12 protein-coding genes and 1 tRNA gene are annotated in these 17,526 nt (G+C 73.6%); 10 read left to right on the top strand and 3 right to left on the bottom strand.

The window, feature by feature from the left end:
* Positions 1-5 precede the first annotated feature (5 nt).
* A tRNA-Ala gene (locus ABZ858_RS29390) sits at positions 6-78 on the top strand.
* An 84-nt stretch (positions 79-162) separates the two neighbouring features.
* Here the strand turns inward: ABZ858_RS29390 and ABZ858_RS29385 are convergent.
* Positions 163-1,770: an NADH-ubiquinone oxidoreductase-F iron-sulfur binding region domain-containing protein gene (locus ABZ858_RS29385; RefSeq protein WP_361385110.1), complete on the bottom strand. Its 1,608-nt coding sequence runs from the start codon at positions 1,768-1,770 to the stop codon at positions 163-165.
* The gene (locus ABZ858_RS29380) at positions 1,767-3,125 is read right to left on the bottom strand and encodes a cytochrome b/b6 domain-containing protein (protein WP_361385106.1); all 1,359 of its coding nucleotides are present in this window, start codon (positions 3,123-3,125) and stop codon (positions 1,767-1,769) included. Before ABZ858_RS29380 ends, ABZ858_RS29385 begins: the two co-directional genes overlap by 4 nt.
* Before the next feature lie 366 nt (positions 3,126-3,491).
* On the opposite strand from ABZ858_RS29380, the gene leuS reads away from it, so the two are divergent.
* The 8 genes from leuS (at position 3,492) to holA (ending at position 14,654) form a co-directional block, all read left to right on the top strand.
* Positions 3,492-6,374 carry a leucine--tRNA ligase gene (gene leuS / locus ABZ858_RS29375; RefSeq protein WP_361385103.1) on the top strand — a complete coding sequence of 961 codons (2,883 nt, stop codon included), beginning with the start codon at positions 3,492-3,494 and terminating at the stop codon, positions 6,372-6,374.
* A gap of 180 nt (positions 6,375-6,554) precedes the next feature.
* Positions 6,555-7,271, top strand: a complete 717-nt coding sequence (locus ABZ858_RS29370) for a hypothetical protein (RefSeq protein ID WP_361385100.1) — start codon at positions 6,555-6,557, stop codon at positions 7,269-7,271.
* Positions 7,272-7,343: 72 nt separating this feature from the next.
* Positions 7,344-8,195, top strand: a complete 852-nt coding sequence (locus tag ABZ858_RS29365) for a DegV family protein (protein WP_361385097.1) — start codon at positions 7,344-7,346, stop codon at positions 8,193-8,195.
* A gap of 117 nt (positions 8,196-8,312) precedes the next feature.
* Positions 8,313-9,470: a helix-hairpin-helix domain-containing protein gene (locus ABZ858_RS29360; RefSeq protein WP_361385094.1), complete on the top strand. Its 1,158-nt coding sequence runs from the start codon at positions 8,313-8,315 to the stop codon at positions 9,468-9,470.
* A gap of 176 nt (positions 9,471-9,646) precedes the next feature.
* Positions 9,647-12,196: a ComEC/Rec2 family competence protein gene (locus ABZ858_RS29355; RefSeq protein ID WP_361385234.1), complete on the top strand. Its 2,550-nt coding sequence runs from the start codon at positions 9,647-9,649 to the stop codon at positions 12,194-12,196.
* 179 nt (positions 12,197-12,375) lie between these two features.
* On the top strand, positions 12,376-13,257 hold the full coding sequence (locus ABZ858_RS29350) for a YceI family protein (RefSeq protein ID WP_361385091.1): 882 nt from the start codon (positions 12,376-12,378) through the stop codon (positions 13,255-13,257).
* A 62-nt stretch (positions 13,258-13,319) separates the two neighbouring features.
* Positions 13,320-13,565, top strand: coding sequence for a hypothetical protein (locus tag ABZ858_RS29345; RefSeq protein WP_361385087.1), 246 nt, complete (start codon positions 13,320-13,322; stop codon positions 13,563-13,565).
* A gap of 99 nt (positions 13,566-13,664) precedes the next feature.
* On the top strand, positions 13,665-14,654 hold the full coding sequence (gene holA, locus ABZ858_RS29340) for a DNA polymerase III subunit delta (protein ID WP_361385084.1): 990 nt from the start codon (positions 13,665-13,667) through the stop codon (positions 14,652-14,654).
* A 353-nt stretch (positions 14,655-15,007) separates the two neighbouring features.
* On the opposite strand, the gene rpsT is transcribed toward holA, so the two are convergent.
* The gene (gene rpsT / locus ABZ858_RS29335; protein WP_361385081.1) at positions 15,008-15,274 is read right to left on the bottom strand and encodes a 30S ribosomal protein S20; all 267 of its coding nucleotides are present in this window, start codon (positions 15,272-15,274) and stop codon (positions 15,008-15,010) included.
* A 268-nt stretch (positions 15,275-15,542) separates the two neighbouring features.
* On the opposite strand from rpsT, the gene lepA reads away from it, so the two are divergent.
* Positions 15,543-17,411, top strand: coding sequence for a translation elongation factor 4 (lepA, locus tag ABZ858_RS29330; RefSeq protein ID WP_361385078.1), 1,869 nt, complete (start codon positions 15,543-15,545; stop codon positions 17,409-17,411).
* The last annotated feature ends 115 nt before the right edge of the window (positions 17,412-17,526 follow it).

The raw sequence follows: 17,526 nt of genomic DNA, 5'->3' as shown, positions 1-17,526 counted from the left end.
AGCAAGGGGCTATAGCTCAGTTGGTAGAGCGCCTGCATGGCATGCAGGAGGTCAGGAGTTCAATTCTCCTTAGCTCCACAGAAGTCGGAGGCGGGTCACCCACCAGGGTGGCCCGCCTCCGGCGTTCCGGTGTTCCGGCGTGCTTGCTGTTCCGGACTCCGCTCAGCGGCCCAGGGCGCGGCGGCCGCGGCCCTGGGAGAGGACCGGCAGGTTGCGCGCGGGCGCCTGCGCGCGGGTGCCCTCCTCGATCCGCAGGGCCAGCGCCGGGCAGCGCCGCACGGCGCGCAGCGCCTTGGCCTCCGCGTAGCGCGGCACCTGCGCCTGGGCGACGGTCGGGAAACCGTCGGCGCCCAGTTCGAACACCTCCGGCAGGATGTCCGCGCACAGGCCGTGGCCCCGGCACAGCGTCCAGTCGACATGGATCTTCTGCCGGCTGGGCCCGGTCTGCCCGTCCTCGCCGCCGGGGACGCCGGTCGGGGTCCTGCCGCCCTCGAAGAGCGGCAGCACGCCCTGCACGGGCCGTCCGCAGCCGTTGCCGAGGACATGGGCGGCCAGGTCGTCGGTGAACGCCTTGACCGTGGACTCCAGGAACATCGCCGAGCCGTCCGGGTGCGAGCACGCGCCGCGCCGCTTGACGTTGCGGGCGACCTGCTTGAGCGCTTCCAGGGCGGCCGGGCCGCCGCCGTCCAGAATGTCCTCCAGGCCGCGCGCGGCGGCCGGCAGCCCCAGGTAGCAGGGGCCGCACTGGCCCGCGCTCTCCTCCGCCAGCCACTTCGCCACCTGGAGCGACTCACCGAGCGGGCAGGTGTTCTGCCCGATCGGCAGGATCGCCCCGGCACCCAGCGAACCGCCCACCGCGTCCAGCGAGTTGCGCGAGACGATCGCCTCGTCGACGGTCGCCGCGTCGATCCACTTGCCGTGGTAGCCGCCGGTCAGCACGCCCTGCGGCACCGGCGGCGCGCCGGCCAGCTGGAGCACGTAGCGCAGCGGTACGCCGGTGGGGACCTCAAGGACCATCGGGCGGGCGACCGCGCCGGAGACCGTCAGCAGCACGGTGCCCGGCTCGTCGTACAGGCCGGTGTTGCGGTAGCGCTCGGGGCCGATGCGGGCGGCGATGGCCAGCTGGGCGAAGGTCTCGGCGTTGGACAGCAGGGTGGGGGCGCCGCCCACACCGCTCTGCGAGGCGCTGGTCTTGCGGCCCGGCGGGATCGCCGGGCCGCCGTCGATGGAGCGGATGAGCGAGGCCGCCGCGCCCGTGACCATGCGCACCGGGTTGCGCTGCACGCGCGCGCGGATCGCCGAGCGGCGGCCGTTGCCCAGACCGCGTTCGGCGAGGGCGGCCTCCATGGAACGCTGGGTGGACTCCCGGGTGACGCCCACCACGAGCGTGCGGGCGCCGAGCGCCTCCGCGCACAGCAGGGCGCCGTCCAGGATGAGGTGCGGGGCGCGGTTGATGAGCACCGTGTCCTTGCGGCAGGCCGGTTCGTCCTCGCTGCCGTTGACGACCACGACCGGCCGCACCCCGCGGCGGATGGCCGACTCGGCGACCGAGCGCAGCTTCTTGTGGAAGGGGAACCCGGCGCCGCCGCGGCCGCGGAGGTTGACGGCCTCGGCGAGCTGGGCGAGCTGCTCGCCGCCCAGCGCCTCCAGCGGCCCATGCACCTTCAGGTGCATGGGCAGGTCGAGCCGTTCGACAAGGTCGAAACCCGACGTGAGCTGCGGAAGCCCGACGACACGGACTTCGGGTACGTCGGGCAGGGCCTCGTTCACCTGTGGCCTCCGGAGGGCGTGTTCCAAGGTTCGCCCGGGCCCGGCACGCCGTAGGGCGCGCCGGGGCGTGTATCAGTGGCGGGACCGCTCATGTGTGTGTCGTCCGAGTTGTACGTGCCGTACAAGGTGTTCGTCTCAGCGGTGTCGCGCACGTCACGTCCGCCGTGGGGGTTCGTGTCCGGATTGTTGTGGAGCGGGAGGGTGTATCCCGTGTCGATCATGGGGTCGTAGGCCGACGGCGGCGCCTCGCCGACGGGCGGGGGAGAGGGGACCGGCCAGTCGCCCCACGAGCCGGCGGCGCCGCCGGTGCCGAGGGTGCCGCCGATGTCGTATGCGCCCGGCGTCGCGGCGGCGGCCTGGGCGTCGGGCAGCAGGTCCGGGCGCGGGCCGTCACCTGCGGGGCGCGGGCGCGGGACGTGCGGCGGCGCCGAGACGGCCCGGTAGGCGGCGGCGAAGCCGGAGGCGGGCTCCGTGGCGGGCTCCGGGGCGGGGGTGTCGTACAGCGGGGCGGTGACGGCGGCGGGGGCGCCGTACAGCGGCGCGGTGACGGAGGCGGCGGTGTCGTACGGCGGCGTGGCGGGCGCCGGTATGCCCGGCAGGGGGCCGGTCCGGCCGGTCCCCGCCGCCCTGGCCCGGCTCGCGTCCAGGCTCTCCCGGCCGGGCCGCTCCGCGCCGCCGAGGAGGGCGGTGAGCCGGTCGGTGACCTTGCGCTTGACCGGGCGCGGTGCCGCGCGCAGCGCCAGGGCCGCCATGACGCCGAGCAGGGACAGGCAGTAGAGGATCACGAAGACCGGCTTGGCCTGGCGGCCCGCGTACAGGCCGTGCACCAGCGCCGCGCACCAGGCCGGGTACGCCAGCATGTGCATCGCCCGCCAGCGCGCCGCCACCGGGGCGGGGCTCGCGAAGTTGCCGCGCAGCGCGCCGGTGACGCCCACGAAGACCATCAGCAGTCCGGCCAGTGAGCCCAGGCCGATCAGGCCCGCGCTGCCGGTGACGCCGAGTGAGAAGGGGATCACCGCGGCGATGACCCGCGTGTGGTCCAGGGCGATCTTGACGGTGATGTGCAGCAGCAGGAACGCGATCGAGGCGACCGCGGTCGTCCGGTGCACCGCCTGGCCCACGATCCGCTGGCGGGTGTTGAGGAAGATCCGGTCCTGGGCGAGCAGGCCCCAGATCACCGAGCAGCTGAGCGAGACGAGGCTGAGCACGCCCGCGCCGAAGTTCAGGAACTCGCGGAACTGGCTCCCCCCGGCCAGTACGGCCACGGGTATCAGGAGCAGGGCGACAGCGGACGCCACCCCGTAGGCCGAGCGGCCGGGCCGGGGCGGTGAGCTGTGACTGCGACGAGGATGCATGGGGGCGACTCCGAGCGGTTCGGGTGAGCGGTCCCGTGGGCACGCACTCTAAGCCGCGGCAAACCGGCCGGTACGCTGTTTGAGTTATTGTCTTGTTATCAACGAGGCGGAGGGAAAGCCCGTTGTCCCCATAGCGGCCGTTACGCCGGGTAATCACCAGCCCCGCGCGGCCCGCTCGACGGCTGCGGTACCCTGACGCCATGCGTGCCGTACGCCTTCTGCTTAGCGAGCCGCGCTGATCAGTCCCGACCGCCGGGCGAATCGGTTGGTCGGAATCGGCGCGGCGTCCCCTCCTGTGCGAGGGGATTTTTCATTTCCGGAAAGTCGCAGCCGCCGGCAGAGACGATCGATGGAGCTTTGAGGACCATGAGCGAGACGAACCCCGCCGCCCCCGCGGCCATGTCGGCGGAGGCCGCGCCGCACCGCTACACGGCCGCCGTCGCGGCCGACATCGAGGCACGCTGGCAGGACTTCTGGGACGCCGAGGGCACGTACGCGGCGGCCAACCCGAAGGGCGACCTGGCCGGCGATCCGGAGCTGGCCGCCCGCCCCAAGAAGTTCATCATGGACATGTTCCCGTACCCCTCCGGTGCGGGCCTGCACGTCGGCCACCCCCTGGGCTACATCGCCACCGATGTATACGCCCGGTTCCAGCGGATGACCGGCCACAACGTCCTGCACACCCTGGGCTTCGACGCCTTCGGCCTGCCCGCCGAGCAGTACGCCGTGCAGACCGGCACGCACCCGCGCGTGTCCACCGAGGCCAACATCGAGAACATGAAGGCCCAGCTGCGCCGGCTGGGCCTGGGCCACGACAAGCGCCGGTCCTTCGCCACGATCGACCCGGCCTACTACAAGTGGACCCAGTGGATCTTCCTGCAGATCTTCAACTCCTGGTACGACGAGGAGGCGGGGAAGGCCCGCCCGATCTCCGAGCTGATCGCGCGCTTCGAGTCCGGTGAGCGCCCGGTGCCGGGGCACGCGCGCGCGTGGGGCGAGCTGACCGCCGCCGAGCGCGCCGACGTCCTGGGCGGCTTCCGTCTGGCCTACGCCTCCGACTCGCCGGTCAACTGGTGCCCCGGCCTGGGCACCGTGCTGGCCAACGAGGAGGTCACCGCCGACGGCCGCTCCGAGCGCGGCAACTTCCCCGTCTTCAAGTCCAAGCTGCGCCAGTGGAACATGCGCATCACCGCCTACGCCGACCGGCTGCTGGAGGATCTGGAGGAGCTGGACTGGCCCGAGGCCATCAAGCTGCAGCAGCGCAACTGGATCGGCCGCTCCGAGGGCGCCCGCGTCGACTTCCCGGTCGACGGCGAGCACATCACGGTCTTCACCACCCGCCAGGACACCCTGTTCGGCGCCACCTACATGGTGCTGGCGCCCGAGCACCCGCTGGTCGAGAAGTTCGCCCCGGCCGCCTGGCCCGAGGGCACCCACGAGGTGTGGACCGGCGGCCACGCCACCCCCGCCGAGGCCGTCGCCGCCTACCGCGCGCAGGCCGCCTCGAAGTCCGACGTCGAGCGCCAGGCCGAGGCCAAGGACAAGACCGGTGTGTTCACCGGCGTGTTCGCGACCAACCCGGTCAACGGCGAGCGGGTCCCCGTCTTCATCGCCGACTACGTCCTGATGGGCTACGGCACCGGCGCGATCATGGCCGTCCCGGCGCACGACAGCCGCGACTTCGCCTTCGCCCGCGCCTTCGAGCTGCCGATGCGCTGCGTCGTCGAGCCGAGCGACGGCCGCGGCACCGACCCGGCCGCCTGGGACGACGCGTTCGCCTCGTACGACGCGACGATCGTCAACTCGGCGAGCGACACCGTCACCCTGGACGGCCTGGGCGTCACCGAGGCCAAGGAGCGCGTCACCGGGTGGCTGGAGAGCGAGGGCATCGGCGAGGGCACCGTCAACTTCCGGCTGCGCGACTGGCTGTTCAGCCGCCAGCGCTACTGGGGCGAGCCCTTCCCGATCGTCTACGACGAGGACGGCGTCGCCCACGCGCTGCCCGAGTCGATGCTGCCCCTGGAACTGCCCGAGGTCGAGGACTACTCGCCGCGCACCTTCGACCCGGACGACGCCGACACCCGGCCCGAGACGCCGCTGTCGCGCAACGAGGACTGGGTCCACGTGACCCTGGACCTGGGCGACGGCCCGAAGAAGTACCGCCGCGAGACCAACACCATGCCCAACTGGGCCGGTTCCTGCTGGTACGAGTTCCGCTACCTGGACCCGCACAACGACCGGCAGCTGGTCGACCCCGAGATCGAGCGCTACTGGATGGGCCCGCGCGAGGGCCTGCCGCACGGCGGCGTCGACCTGTACGTGGGCGGCGCCGAGCACGCCGTGCTGCACCTGCTGTACGCGCGCTTCTGGTCCAAGGTCCTGTTCGACCTGGGGCACGTCTCCTCCGCCGAGCCGTTCCACAAGCTGTTCAACCAGGGCATGATCCAGGCGTACGTCTACCGCGACAGCCGCGGCATCGCGGTGCCGGCCACCGAGGTCGAGGAGCACGACGGCGCCTACCGGTACCAGGGCGAGCAGGTCTCCCGGCTGCTGGGCAAGATGGGCAAGTCCCTGAAGAACGCCGTCACCCCGGACGAGATCTGCGCCGAGTACGGCGCGGACACGCTGCGCCTGTACGAGATGGCCATGGGCCCGCTGGACGTCTCCCGGCCGTGGGACACGCGCGCGGTGGTCGGCCAGTTCCGGCTGCTGCAGCGGCTGTGGCGCAACATCGTCGACGAGACCACCGGCGAGGTCACCGTGACCGGCGCCGAGGCCGACGAGGACACGCTGCGCGCCCTGCACAAGGCGATCGACGGGGTGCGCCAGGACCTGGAGGGCCTGCGCTTCAACACCGCCATCGCCAAGGTCACCGAGCTGAACAACCACCTGACCAAGGCGGGCGGCGCGCTGCCGCGTTCGGTCGCCGAGCCGCTGGTCCTGATGATCGCGCCGCTGGCCCCGCACATCGCCGAGGAGCTGTGGCACAAGCTGGGCCGCACCGGCTCGGTCGTGCACCGGGACTTCCCCGTGGCCGACCCGGCGTACGCCCAGGACGAGTCCGTGACCTGCGTCGTGCAGATCAAGGGCAAGGTCAAGGCGCGCCTGGAGGTCCCGCCGTCCATCTCCGAGGACGAGCTGGAGAAGGTGGCGCTGGCCGACGAGAAGGTCGTCGCCGCGCTGGACGGCGCGGGCATCCGCAAGGTGATCGTGCGGGCGCCGAAGCTGGTGAACATCGTCCCGGCCTGAGCGGACACGGCCTGACGCCGGCGGGGGCGTGCGCGCCCCGGCCTGACGACGGGGGCGTGCGCGCCTCCGGGTAGTCCCCTACGGGCAGGTTCGGGGTTCTTCCGGAACCCTGGGCCTGCCCGCAGCGTTTACCGTTGAGGAGCGGCGCGGCCCGTGCCGCACGAGTCCAGGAGGAGCGTCGTGGAAGCAGTCGTCGCAGTCTTCGCCGTGCTCTTCGTCCTCTGCCTGGTCTTCGGCGCCTACGCCACGGTCAAGGCGGTCGGCGCCGCCAAGCGCGGCGTGGACCGCACGATCAACCAGGCCCGGCGGGCGGTGGAGGACCACACCCTGCGGGCCAAGTCCTTCGTCCAGCTCGGCCCGGTGGGCGAGCTGGCCCAGCTCCGGCTCGCGCTGCGCACCTCGATGCGCGCCACCCAGGACGCCCTGCACGCGGGCGCCGCCCAGGACGAGTCCCTGAAGGAGTCCGTCTCCCTGTTCGAGCGGCTCAGCGCGCACGGCCACGAACTGGACGACGAGCTGAGGCGCCTGGAGAGCGAGCCGGACCGGGCGACGCTCGCCCAGCGGCTCCCGGACCTGACCGAGCGGACCCGGCGCATCACGGAATCGGCCGACGCCCTGCGCTGGGCGGCCCACGACCGTGCCCGCCGCTTCGCCGACGACGACCTGGACCTGCTGAGCGCGCAGATCGGCGTGGAGGCCGACGCCCTGCGCCACTGGACCAGCACGGAACCCGCGCCCGGCACTCCGGGACGGTCCGAGCCGGCGGCCCCGCCGCCGCGGACCGGGACCGGGACCGGTCCCGCGGCCGCCGAGCCGGAGCGGGCCGCCATCACCCCGCCCGGCCGCGGCCCCCTGTACTCCTGGCAGAAGAAGCCGCGCCCCGAGAGCACGACCTGATCCGGCCACGCGCGCACCCGGTCGGAGGGGCTGGACTGCCGCCCGGCCGCTACGGCAGGTAACCTCCAGCTCATGTCCCGCCATGTCGCGATCGTCACCGATTCAACGGCCTACCTGCCGCCGCGGACGATGGAGCGCCACGGCATCACCGCGGTCCCGCTGACCGTGGTCCTCGGCGACCAGGCACTCGAAGAGGGCACCGAGATCTCGACCCGCTCCCTGGCCCAGGCGCTGCAGAAGCGGCGCTCCGTCACCACCTCGCGCCCCAGCCCCCAGCGCTTCGCCGAGACCTACCACCGGCTCGCCGCCTCCGGTGCCGACGGCATCGTCTCCCTGCACCTGTCCGCCGAGCTGTCGGGCACCTACGACGCCGCGGTCCTCGCCGCCCGCGAGGCGCCGGTGCCGGTACGGGTGGTGGACACCGGGATGGTCGCCATGGCCCTCGGCTTCTGCGCCCTGGCCGCCGCCGAGACCGCCGGGGCCGGTGGCACGGTGGACGAGGCGGTCGCCGCCGCCGAGAAGCGCGCCGCAGGCACCTCCGCCCACTTCTACGTCGACACCCTCGACTACCTGCGCCGCGGCGGCCGCATCGGGGCGGCGCAGGCCCTGCTCGGCTCCGCGCTCGCCGTGAAGCCGCTGCTCCAGCTGCGGGACGGCCGCATCGAACTCCTGGAGAAGGTGCGGACGGCCTCCCGGGCCATCGCCCGCCTGGAGGAGATCGCGGCCGAACGCGCGGAGGGCGCCGGCCACGGCATCGACGTCGCCGTGCACCACCTCGCCGCCCCGGACCGCGCCTCCGCCCTCGCCGACCGGCTGCGGGCACGTGTGTCCGGGCTGTCCGAGCTGCATGTCAGCGAGGTCGGAGCGGTGATCGGAGCGCACACCGGGCCGGGGCTGCTCGGGGTCGTGATCTCGCCCCGCTGAGGCGCTCCCGCACGGCGAACCACTCGTGTGAGTGACGGAGTTGTCCACAACCGGGCGGTAGTCCCCGGAAACCGAGCAAGATCATCGCGATCCGCCGGACTGCCCGATGCTCGTCGCATGGCACTTCGAGCACACCCCCGCACCCCGAGGGCGACCAGCGGTCCGGGCCGCGCCCCGGACTCCGACGGCCGCACCCGTCGCCGCCCCCACCGCCACCACCCCCGCCCGCCCGCGAGCCACCCGCCCCACCGGCGGCACGCCCCGGCCGAGGAGCTGCGCCGCCGGGCACGGGTGCTGTTCGCGGAACACCCCGGCCGCCCGGGGGAGTCGGGCAGCGCCCCGCCGCGCGCCGCCGGGCGTCCGGCGGCGCCGCCCCGGTACGACGCGCGGCGCGGCGCGGCCGAGGCCCGGACGGGAAGGACAGAGGAGGCCGGGGCGGAAAGGACAGAGAGGGGAGAGGCAGCGACGCCGGACGAGGCCGACGTCACCACGGCGGCCTCGGCCGTCGATGTCGACACGGGAGAGAAGGCCCCCGAGGCCGAGAAGCCCCCCGGCGCGGCCTCGCCATGGCGGGAACGGACCGGACTCGCGTTACGCGAGCGCCTGCCCCTGTGGCTGCAGACGCGGTGCGGGCTGGAACGCAGGAGCGTGATCGCCCTCACGGTGGTGCTCGCGGTCGCCGTGGTCCTCGCCGCGCAGCACTTCTGGACCGGCCGCACCCGGTCCGTCCCGGCACCCGAGGTGGTGCGGGCGGTGGCCACCCACCCGGGCCCGGCGGAAGCCAGGGGCGCCCCCTCCGCCGTCCCTGCCGCGCCGCCGGGGGCCGGTACGCCTACGGCCGGTCCGGAGATCGTCGTGGACGTCGGCGGCAAGGTCCGGGAGCCAGGCGTCCACCGTCTCCCGGCGGGTTCCCGGGTCGCCGACGCGCTGCGGGCGGCGGGCGGGGTCCGGCCCGGCACCGATCTCGACGGCCTCAACCGGGCCAGGCTGCTCGTGGACGGCGAGCAGGTGGTCGTCGGCGCCCCGGCACCGGCGGCACCGGCCGGCCCGGCCGCCGGTCCCGGGAAGGCGTCAGCCCCCGCGTCCCCGGTCTCGCTCAACAGCGCCACCGCCGACCAGTTGGAGACCCTGCCGGGAGTCGGCCCCGTGCTGGCCCAGCACATCGTCGACTACCGCACCCAGCACGGCGGTTTCCGCTCAGTGGACCAACTGCGCGAGGTCAACGGCATCGGCGACCGCCGCTACGCCGACCTCCGCCCCCTGGTCAGGCCATGAACCGACACCTGGCCACCGACGTCCCGGCGCCGCCCACCACCGACGCCCCGGTGGCACCCGCCACCAACGCCCCGGCGGCGTCCGCCACCGACCACCCGGCGCCCACCACCGAGCCCCTCGCGCCCCCGGCCCACCACTCCCACTCTCGCCACCCCTACTCCCACCCCCGCCCCGCCGTGCACACCGCGTCCGGCACACGGCTCGGAGCCTCCCACCCCCGCCAGGAAGGACCGGCGGACCTGCGGCTGGTGCCACCGGCGCTCGCGGCCTGGGCGACGGCGGCCGTGGCGCTGGAGGCACCGCCGGGACGGGTGACGGCCTTCGCGGCCGTGTGCGCGGTCGCGGCCCTCGCCCTCCTCGGCCGCCGCCCGAGACGGCGAAAGCCCCGCACCGCGAGGCCGGCCTCCCCACCGGGCCGAGCGGCCTTCCGCTCACCCGCGGCTCTCCGCTCACCCGCGGCCCTCGCCGCCCTGCTGCTGGCCGCCGCCGCGGCAGCCGTCTCCGCCGGACTGCACGGGGCCGACGCGCGGCGCGGACCGGTGCCCGAACTGGCGCGGCGGTACGCCACGGTGACCGCGGAGGTGGAACTGACCTCCGATCCGCGGCTCACCCGCCGCCGGGTCAGCGGCGACCACATGGCACCCGTCTCCGTGCTGATCGACGCCCGGGTGCGGCGCGTCGAACGGGCGGACGGGGCGAGGGCCGTGGTGACCCGGGCACCGGTGCTCGTCCTCGTCGACACCGGCGCCCGGGGGAGCGAGGACACCGCGCCCGGAGGCGAGGGGAAGCCCCGTTCCCGCTGGCTGGACCTGCTGCCGTCCACGCGGCTGAGAGTGACGGCGCGGCTGGCGCCCCCGCGCGGGGGCGGTGACGGGATCGCGGCGGTGCTGCGGGTCCGGGGCCGGGCGGCCCCCGAGGTGATCGCCGGACCGTCCGGGCCACAGCGGCTGGCAGGCCGCTTGCGCGCCGGGCTGCGCACGGCGAGCGACCCCCTGCCCGCGGACGCCCGGGCGCTGCTGCCCGGCCTGGTGGTCGGGGACACCTCGCGGATCACCCCGGAACTGGACGAGGCGTTCAAGGCGACCGACCTCGCCCACACCCTGGCCGTCTCCGGGAGCAACCTCACGATCCTGCTCGCCCTGCTCATCGGCCCGCCCGGCCTGGCCCAGCACGCCGAACGCCGCGGCCTCGCCCCGGGACTCGGCCTGTCCCTGCGCGTCACCGCGCTGCTCGGTGCGGCGCTCACCTGCGGTTTCGTCATCGTGTGCCGGCCCGATCCGAGTGTGCTGCGGGCCGCGGCGTGCGGTGCGGTGGCGCTGCTCGCCCTGGCGACCGGACGGCGCAGATCGCTGCTCCCGGCGCTGGCGACGGCCGTGCTGCTGCTGGTGCTCTACGACCCGTGGCTGGCCCGCGGGTACGGGTTCCTGCTGTCGGTGCTGGCCACCGGCGCCCTGCTCACGCTGGCTCCCCGCTGGAGCGCGGCGCTGCGCCGGCGCGGCGTCCCCGCCCGGGCGGCCGAGGCGATCGCCGCGGCGGCCGCGGCGCAGGCCCTGTGCGCGCCGGTGATCGCGGTGCTGTCGGCCCGGGTGAGCCTGGTGGCGGTGCCGTGCAACCTGCTCGCGGAGATCGCGCTGGCACCCGCCACGGTGCTGGGCTTCGCGGCCCTGGGGGCGGCACCGGTCGCCCTGCCGGTGGCCGAGGCGCTCGCCTGGTGCGCGGGGTGGCCCGCCGGATGGATCGCGGACGTGGCCCGGGCCGGGGCGGCGCTGCCCGGCGGGGGAGTGGACTGGCCGGGCGGCTGGACCGGGGCGCTGCTGCTGGGCCTGGTCACGGTGGCGGCCGTGCCGCTGGGCCGGCGGCTGCTGGGACACCCCTGGCTCTGCGGGATCTGCGGGGCGCTGCTCCTGCTGCTGGTGGTGCAGCCGCCGCCGCTGGCCCGGGTGCTCACGGGCTGGCCGCCGAAGGGCTGGCGGTTCGCGATGTGCGACGTGGGGCAGGGCGACGCGACGGTGCTGGCGGCGGGACCGGGCACCGGTGTCGTCGTGGACGCCGGACCCGACCCCGAACCGGTGGACCGCTGTCTGCGCGCCCTCGGCATCACCAGAATCCCGCTGATCGTGCTGACCCATTTCCACGCCGACCACGTGACCGGGCTGCCCGGCGTGCTGCGGGGACGTTCGGTGGGGGCCATCGAGACGACCGGGTTCGAGGAGCCCGCGCAGCAGGCCGCTTCCGTACGCGGCCAGGCGGCGCGGCGGGGCATCCCGCTCACCCACGCCGTCGCCGGGGAGGAGCGGCGCACCGCCGGACTGACCTGGCAGGTGCTGTGGCCCCCGGCGCACCCCCTCCTGGACCCGGGCGGCCCCAACGACGCCAGTGTGGCCCTGCTCGTGCGCTCCGGCGGCCTGCGGCTGTTGCTGCTGGGCGACCTCGAACCCCCCGCCCAGCAGGCGCTGTCGCACTCGCCCGCGGTCGCGCGGATGGCGGGCGTGGACGTGCTCAAGGTCGCCCACCACGGCTCGGCCTACCAGGACCCGGACCTGATACGGGTGGCGGCGCCCCGGGTGGCGCTGATCTCCTGCGGCGCGGGCAACATGTACGGCCACCCGGCCCCCGGCACGGTCGCCGCGCTGCGCGCCCGGGGCACGACCGTGCTGCGGACGGACCGGGACGGGGCGGTCGCGGTCACCGGGGAGGGGGCGGGGCTGCGGGTGGTGCGGGAGTGAGGGCGGCGGGGAAGCCGCTCGGGCGCGGGGGAGGACGGGGGGGCCCCTGGACACCGTACGAACCGGTACATGCGTCGTGGATTGCCGTGATGTGCCCCCGTGTTGCCTCGAAAGCCGCATCAGTGATCGAATGGATCTTCGGTAACAGCTGTTCTCACATCGTGCAGAAGGTGTCATAGATGATCGGCCGCTTGCTGGGAAGCCGGACGAATCGCGGGCGACGGACGAATCCCCTGGCGGCGGTGCGGACGCCGCCGAGCGCGGGCGTGGTGAGCTGCCGGGTGCTCGATCCGGTCGGCCAGCCCGTGCCGCAGGCGGAGTTCACGGTCGTCGACGCGGTGGGGCGCACGGTGGTCGGCGGCGGGACGGACCCGTTCGGCTCGTTCGTGGCGGCGGTGCCGGCCGGTGAGTACCGGCTCGCGGTGTCCGCCGAGGGGTACGCGCCCTACCGCGCCGCGGCGACGGTCGCCGAGGAGTCGCTCACCTCGCTCGGCGACGTGACGCTCCAGGTGGCCCGGCCGCCCGAGCTGCCCGCGCCGGGTGACTGGGACATCGAGCCCACGCATTCCTCGGTCGGTTTCACCGCCCGGCACATCGGGCTGGCCCGGATCCACGGCCGGTTCAACTCCTTCGCCGGGGTGGTGCGGATCGCCGAGGAGGTGGAGCAGTCGGCGATGCACGTGGTGATCGACGCGGCGTCCATCGACACCAACGTCCGGATGCGCGACGACCATCTGCGCTCGGCGGACTTCCTGGACGTGGAGCGCTTCCCGACGCTGGAGTTCTACAGCGACCGGTTCGCGCACCGCGGCGGCAGCCGGTGGGCCGTCACCGGGGCGCTGTCGCTGCACGGCGTGACCCGCACGGTCACCCTGGACACCGAGTACCTCGGCCTCGGCAACGGCATGGAGGGCGAGGCACGGGCGGCCTGCCGGGCCACCGCCGAACTGCACCGCGACGACTACACGATGAGCTGGCAGACGATGCTGGCGCGCGGCATCGCCGCGGTCGGCCCCACCATCGAGGTCGAACTCGACATACAGATCGTGCCCAAGAGCTGATCCGGCCCGCCGCGCCGCAGGGCGGCCGAGGGCACCGGCCCGGGTGCCGGACAATGGCGTGTGTGAGTGATGTGAGACATGTGCTGGTGCTGCCCGACCGTGACGCCGCGGAGGAGGCGGCCGAGGCGCTGGGGGAGCGGTTCGGGCTCCGGGAGGAGCCGCTGCTGGTCCGGGACGCGCTGGCCGGCGAGGACGACGCCGAGGACGCGCAGTGGCTCGTCGTCCTGCGCGACGAGGAGGAACGGCTCGACCCCGCCGGGCTGGACGAGTTCGCCCGGGAGTGGGACGGCTGGCGCGAGGAGCCGTAGCCGCGGCGCGCCAGCGCCCCCACGGCCGCGCGGGGTGTGCCGTACGGCGGGCCCGGCGGGCCGGAGCTGTTGTCAGTGGGCCGTGGGATGCTTGTCCCGATGGCCAGGAAGACTGCGAATGACGACCCTCTCGCCCCGGTGACGCTCGCCGTGGGCCAGGAGGAGCTGCTGCTCGACCGTGTCGTGCAGGAGGTGGTGGCCGCCGCCCGGGCCGCCGACGCCGACACGGACGTACGGGACCTGACCTCGGACCAGTTGCAGCCCGGCACGCTCGCCGAGCTGACCAGCCCCTCGCTCTTCGCCGAGCGCAAGGTCGTCGTCGTGCGCAACGCGCAGGACCTGTCGGCCGACACGGTCAAGGACGTGAAGGCGTATCTCGCCGCGCCCGCCGAGGAGATCACGCTCGTGCTGCTGCACGCGGGCGGCGCGAAGGGCAAGGCGCTGCTGGACGCCGCGCGCAAGGCGGGCGCGCGGGAGGTGGCCTGCCCGAAGATGACCAAGCCGGCCGACCGGCTCGCCTTCGTCCGCGGGGAGTTCCGCGTGCTGGGGCGTTCGGCGACGCCCGAGGCGTGCCAGGCGCTGGTGGACTCGATCGGCAGTGATCTGCGGGAGCTGGCGTCGGCGGCCTCGCAGCTGGTCGCCGACGTGGAGGGCACGATCGACGAGGCCGTCGTCGGGCGCTACTACACCGGCCGCGCGGAGGCGTCCAGCTTCACCGTCGCCGACCGGGCCGTCGAGGGCCGGGCGGCGGAAGCCCTGGAGGCGCTGCGGTGGTCGCTCGCCACCGGCGTGGCCCCGGTGCTGATCACCAGTGCGCTGGCGCAGGGCGTGCGGGCCATCGGGAAGCTGTCCTCCGCGCGCGGCGGACGCCCCGCCGATCTGGCGCGCGAGCTGGGCATGCCGCCCTGGAAGATCGACCGCGTCCGGCAGCAGATGCGCGGCTGGACCCCGGACGGGGTGTCCGTCGCCCTGCGCGCGGTGGCCGAGGCGGACGCGGGCGTGAAGGGCGGCGGCGACGACCCGGAGTACGCCCTGGAGAAGGCGGTGGTGATCATCGCCCGGGCGGCCCGGTCGCGAGGACGCGGATAGCGCCCGCGCTGGTCCGGCAAGGTCGCGAGGACGCGGATAACGCCCGCGCTCGTCCGGTACGGCTCACCGGACCGTCCCCGACCGGAACGACAGCGCCGCCCGCTGCGGCAGCCCCGCGCCCGCTGCGACAGCCCCGCGCCCGCTGTGGCAGAGCCCCCCGCTGCGGCAGCCCCCCGCACAGCCCGAAGGCCCCGGCCGCTCCCTCCGAGAAGGGGAAGCCGCCGGGGCCTTCGGTTCAAGCCGGTGGACCCATGCCCGCGTGGCGAACGCAGGCCGCGCACGGGTCCGGGGTGCCGGTCGGGGGCGGATGAGAGAGGGCCCGCCCGGTTCCGTCCGGCGTCAAGTCGGGAAACTCAGCCCTTGAGCGCGATGACCTTGGAAGCCAGCGCCGACTTCTTGTTGGCGGCCTGGTTCTTGTGGATGACGCCCTTGGAGACGGCCTTGTCGAGCTGGCGCGCGGCAGCGCGCTGGTACTCGGTGGCCTTCTCGACGTCACCCGCGGCAGCGGCCTCGCGGGCCTTGCGGATCGCGGTCTTCAGAGAGGACTTGGCGGCCTTGTTGCGCAGCCGCGCCTTCTCGTTGGTCTTGATCCGCTTGATCTGGGACTTGATGTTCGCCACGAATGAGCCTTTTCAGGTTCTGGCACGGGGCCGCTGGGGTCCCGCAACCGGTGATTTCTTGGGTCGTGCCTCGCGCTGAGAGGGCATGAGACACAGCCGCCCACACTACCAGCGGCCCGCCCGCGGCCCAAACCGGTGGCCGCTCCCCGGTCGCCGCTCCCTGGTCCCCGCCGGGCATGGGACCATGGAAAGACTACGTATCGATCCGACCCGAGACCGCAGACGCACCAGCAGACGTATGCGGACGCCTCAAGAATCAGGACCCTGCGTGCCCGCGACCCCCAGCCATGTGCCCGAGCCGAGCCGTACCGACCCGGCGCTGATCCGCAATTTCTGCATCATCGCGCACATCGACCACGGCAAGTCCACTCTCGCCGACCGGATGCTGCAGCTGACCGGTGTGGTCGAGCAGCGGCAGATGCGCGCCCAGTACCTCGACCGCATGGACATCGAGCGCGAGCGCGGCATCACGATCAAGTCCCAGGCGGTGCGTCTGCCGTGGGCTCCCACCCACGACCCCGGCAACACGCACATCCTCAACATGATCGACACGCCGGGGCACGTCGACTTCACCTACGAGGTCTCCCGGTCGCTGGCCGCCTGCGAGGGCACCATCCTCCTGGTCGACGCGGCCCAGGGCATCGAGGCGCAGACCCTCGCCAACCTCTACCTGGCGATGGAGAACGACCTTACGATCATCCCGGTCCTGAACAAGATCGACCTGCCGGCCGCGCAGCCGGAGAAGTTCGCCGAGGAGCTGGCGAACCTGGTCGGCTGCGACCCCGACGACGTGCTGAAGGTGTCCGCCAAGACCGGCTTCGGCGTGGAGGCGCTGCTCGACCGGGCGGTCGAGCGGATCCCGGCGCCGGTCGGCGTCAAGGATGCCCCCGCCCGCGCGATGATCTTCGACTCGGTCTACGACTCCTACCGGGGCGTGGTGACGTACGTCCGTGTCATCGACGGCCAGCTCAACAGGCGCGAGCGGATCCGGATGATGTCCACCGGTGCCACCCACGAGCTGCTGGAGATCGGCACCAACTCCCCGGAGATGCTGCCCGCCGACGGCCTGGGCGTCGGCGAGGTGGGCTATCTGATCACCGGTGTGAAGGACGTCCGCCAGTCCAAGGTCGGTGACACCGTCACCAGCCAGCACAAGGGCGCCACGGAGGCGCTCGGCGGGTACAAGGACCCCAAGCCGATGGTGTTCTCCGGGCTGTACCCGCTGGACGGGTCCGACTACCCGGAGCTGCGCGAGGCGCTGGACAAGCTCCAGCTCAACGATGCCGCGCTGGTCTACGAGCCGGAGACCTCCGCCGCCCTCGGCTTCGGTTTCCGCGTCGGCTTCCTCGGCCTGCTGCACCTGGACGTGATCCGCGAGCGGCTGGAGCGCGAGTTCGGCCTCGACCTGATCGCCACCGCCCCCAACGTGGTCTACCGCGTGATCATGGAGGACGGCGCCGAGATCACCGTCACCAACCCGAGCGAGTTCCCCGAGGGCAAGATCGACGAGGTGTACGAGCCGGTGGTGCGGGCCACGATCCTCGCGCCCACCGAGTTCATCGGCGCGATCATGGAGCTGTGCCAGACCCGGCGCGGCACGCTGCTCGGCATGGACTACCTCTCCGAGGACCGCGTCGAGATCCGCTACACCCTGCCGCTCGCGGAGATCGTCTTCGACTTCTTCGACCAGCTCAAGTCGAAGACCCGCGGCTACGCCTCGCTGGACTACGAGCCCACCGGCGAGCAGTCCAGCTCCCTGGTCAAGGTCGACATCCTGCTGCACGGCGACAAGGTGGACGCCTTCTCGGCGATCACCCACAAGGACCAGGCGTACGCGTACGGCGTCCGGCTCGTCGCCAAGCTGCGCGAGCTGATCCCGCGGCAGAACTTCGAGGTGCCCGTGCAGGCCGCCATCGGCTCGCGCGTGATCGCCCGCGAGACCATCCGCGCCATCCGCAAGGACGTCCTCGCCAAGTGCTACGGCGGTGACATCTCGCGCAAGCGGAAGCTGCTGGAGAAGCAGAAGGAGGGCAAGAAGCGCATGAAGATGGTGGGTTCCGTGGAGGTTCCCCAGGAGGCGTTCATCGCGGTGCTCTCCAGCGACGACAGCGCGGGATCGGCCAAGGGCAAGAAGTAACCGGCCCTCGCCCGCAGCGGGCGCGCGCCGGCCCGGTGGACCGGGTGAATCGGGGTCCGTCGTACGCAAGTACGGCGGACCCCTTCGCGTGCGGACCCCCGCGACGTGGGGGAAC

The sequence above is a fragment of the Streptomyces sp. NPDC047017 genome (assembly GCF_040644175.1).
GTDB lineage: Bacteria > Actinomycetota > Actinomycetes > Streptomycetales > Streptomycetaceae > Streptomyces.
The sequence above is the reverse complement of the archived record's forward strand: the minus strand, read 5'-3'. Positions and strand labels throughout refer to the sequence as shown.

Coding starts and splice junctions, on each gene's coding strand:
- ABZ858_RS29380 (WP_361385106.1), bottom strand. CDS start 3,125: ATGCATCCTCGTCGCAGTCACAGCTCACCGCCCCGGCCCGGCCGCTCG.
- leuS (WP_361385103.1), top strand. CDS start 3,492: ATGAGCGAGACGAACCCCGCCGCCCCCGCGGCCATGTCGGCGGAGGCC.
- ABZ858_RS29365 (WP_361385097.1), top strand. CDS start 7,344: ATGTCCCGCCATGTCGCGATCGTCACCGATTCAACGGCCTACCTGCCG.
- ABZ858_RS29360 (WP_361385094.1), top strand. CDS start 8,313: ATGGCACTTCGAGCACACCCCCGCACCCCGAGGGCGACCAGCGGTCCG.
- ABZ858_RS29350 (WP_361385091.1), top strand. CDS start 12,376: ATGATCGGCCGCTTGCTGGGAAGCCGGACGAATCGCGGGCGACGGACG.
- holA (WP_361385084.1), top strand. CDS start 13,665: ATGGCCAGGAAGACTGCGAATGACGACCCTCTCGCCCCGGTGACGCTC.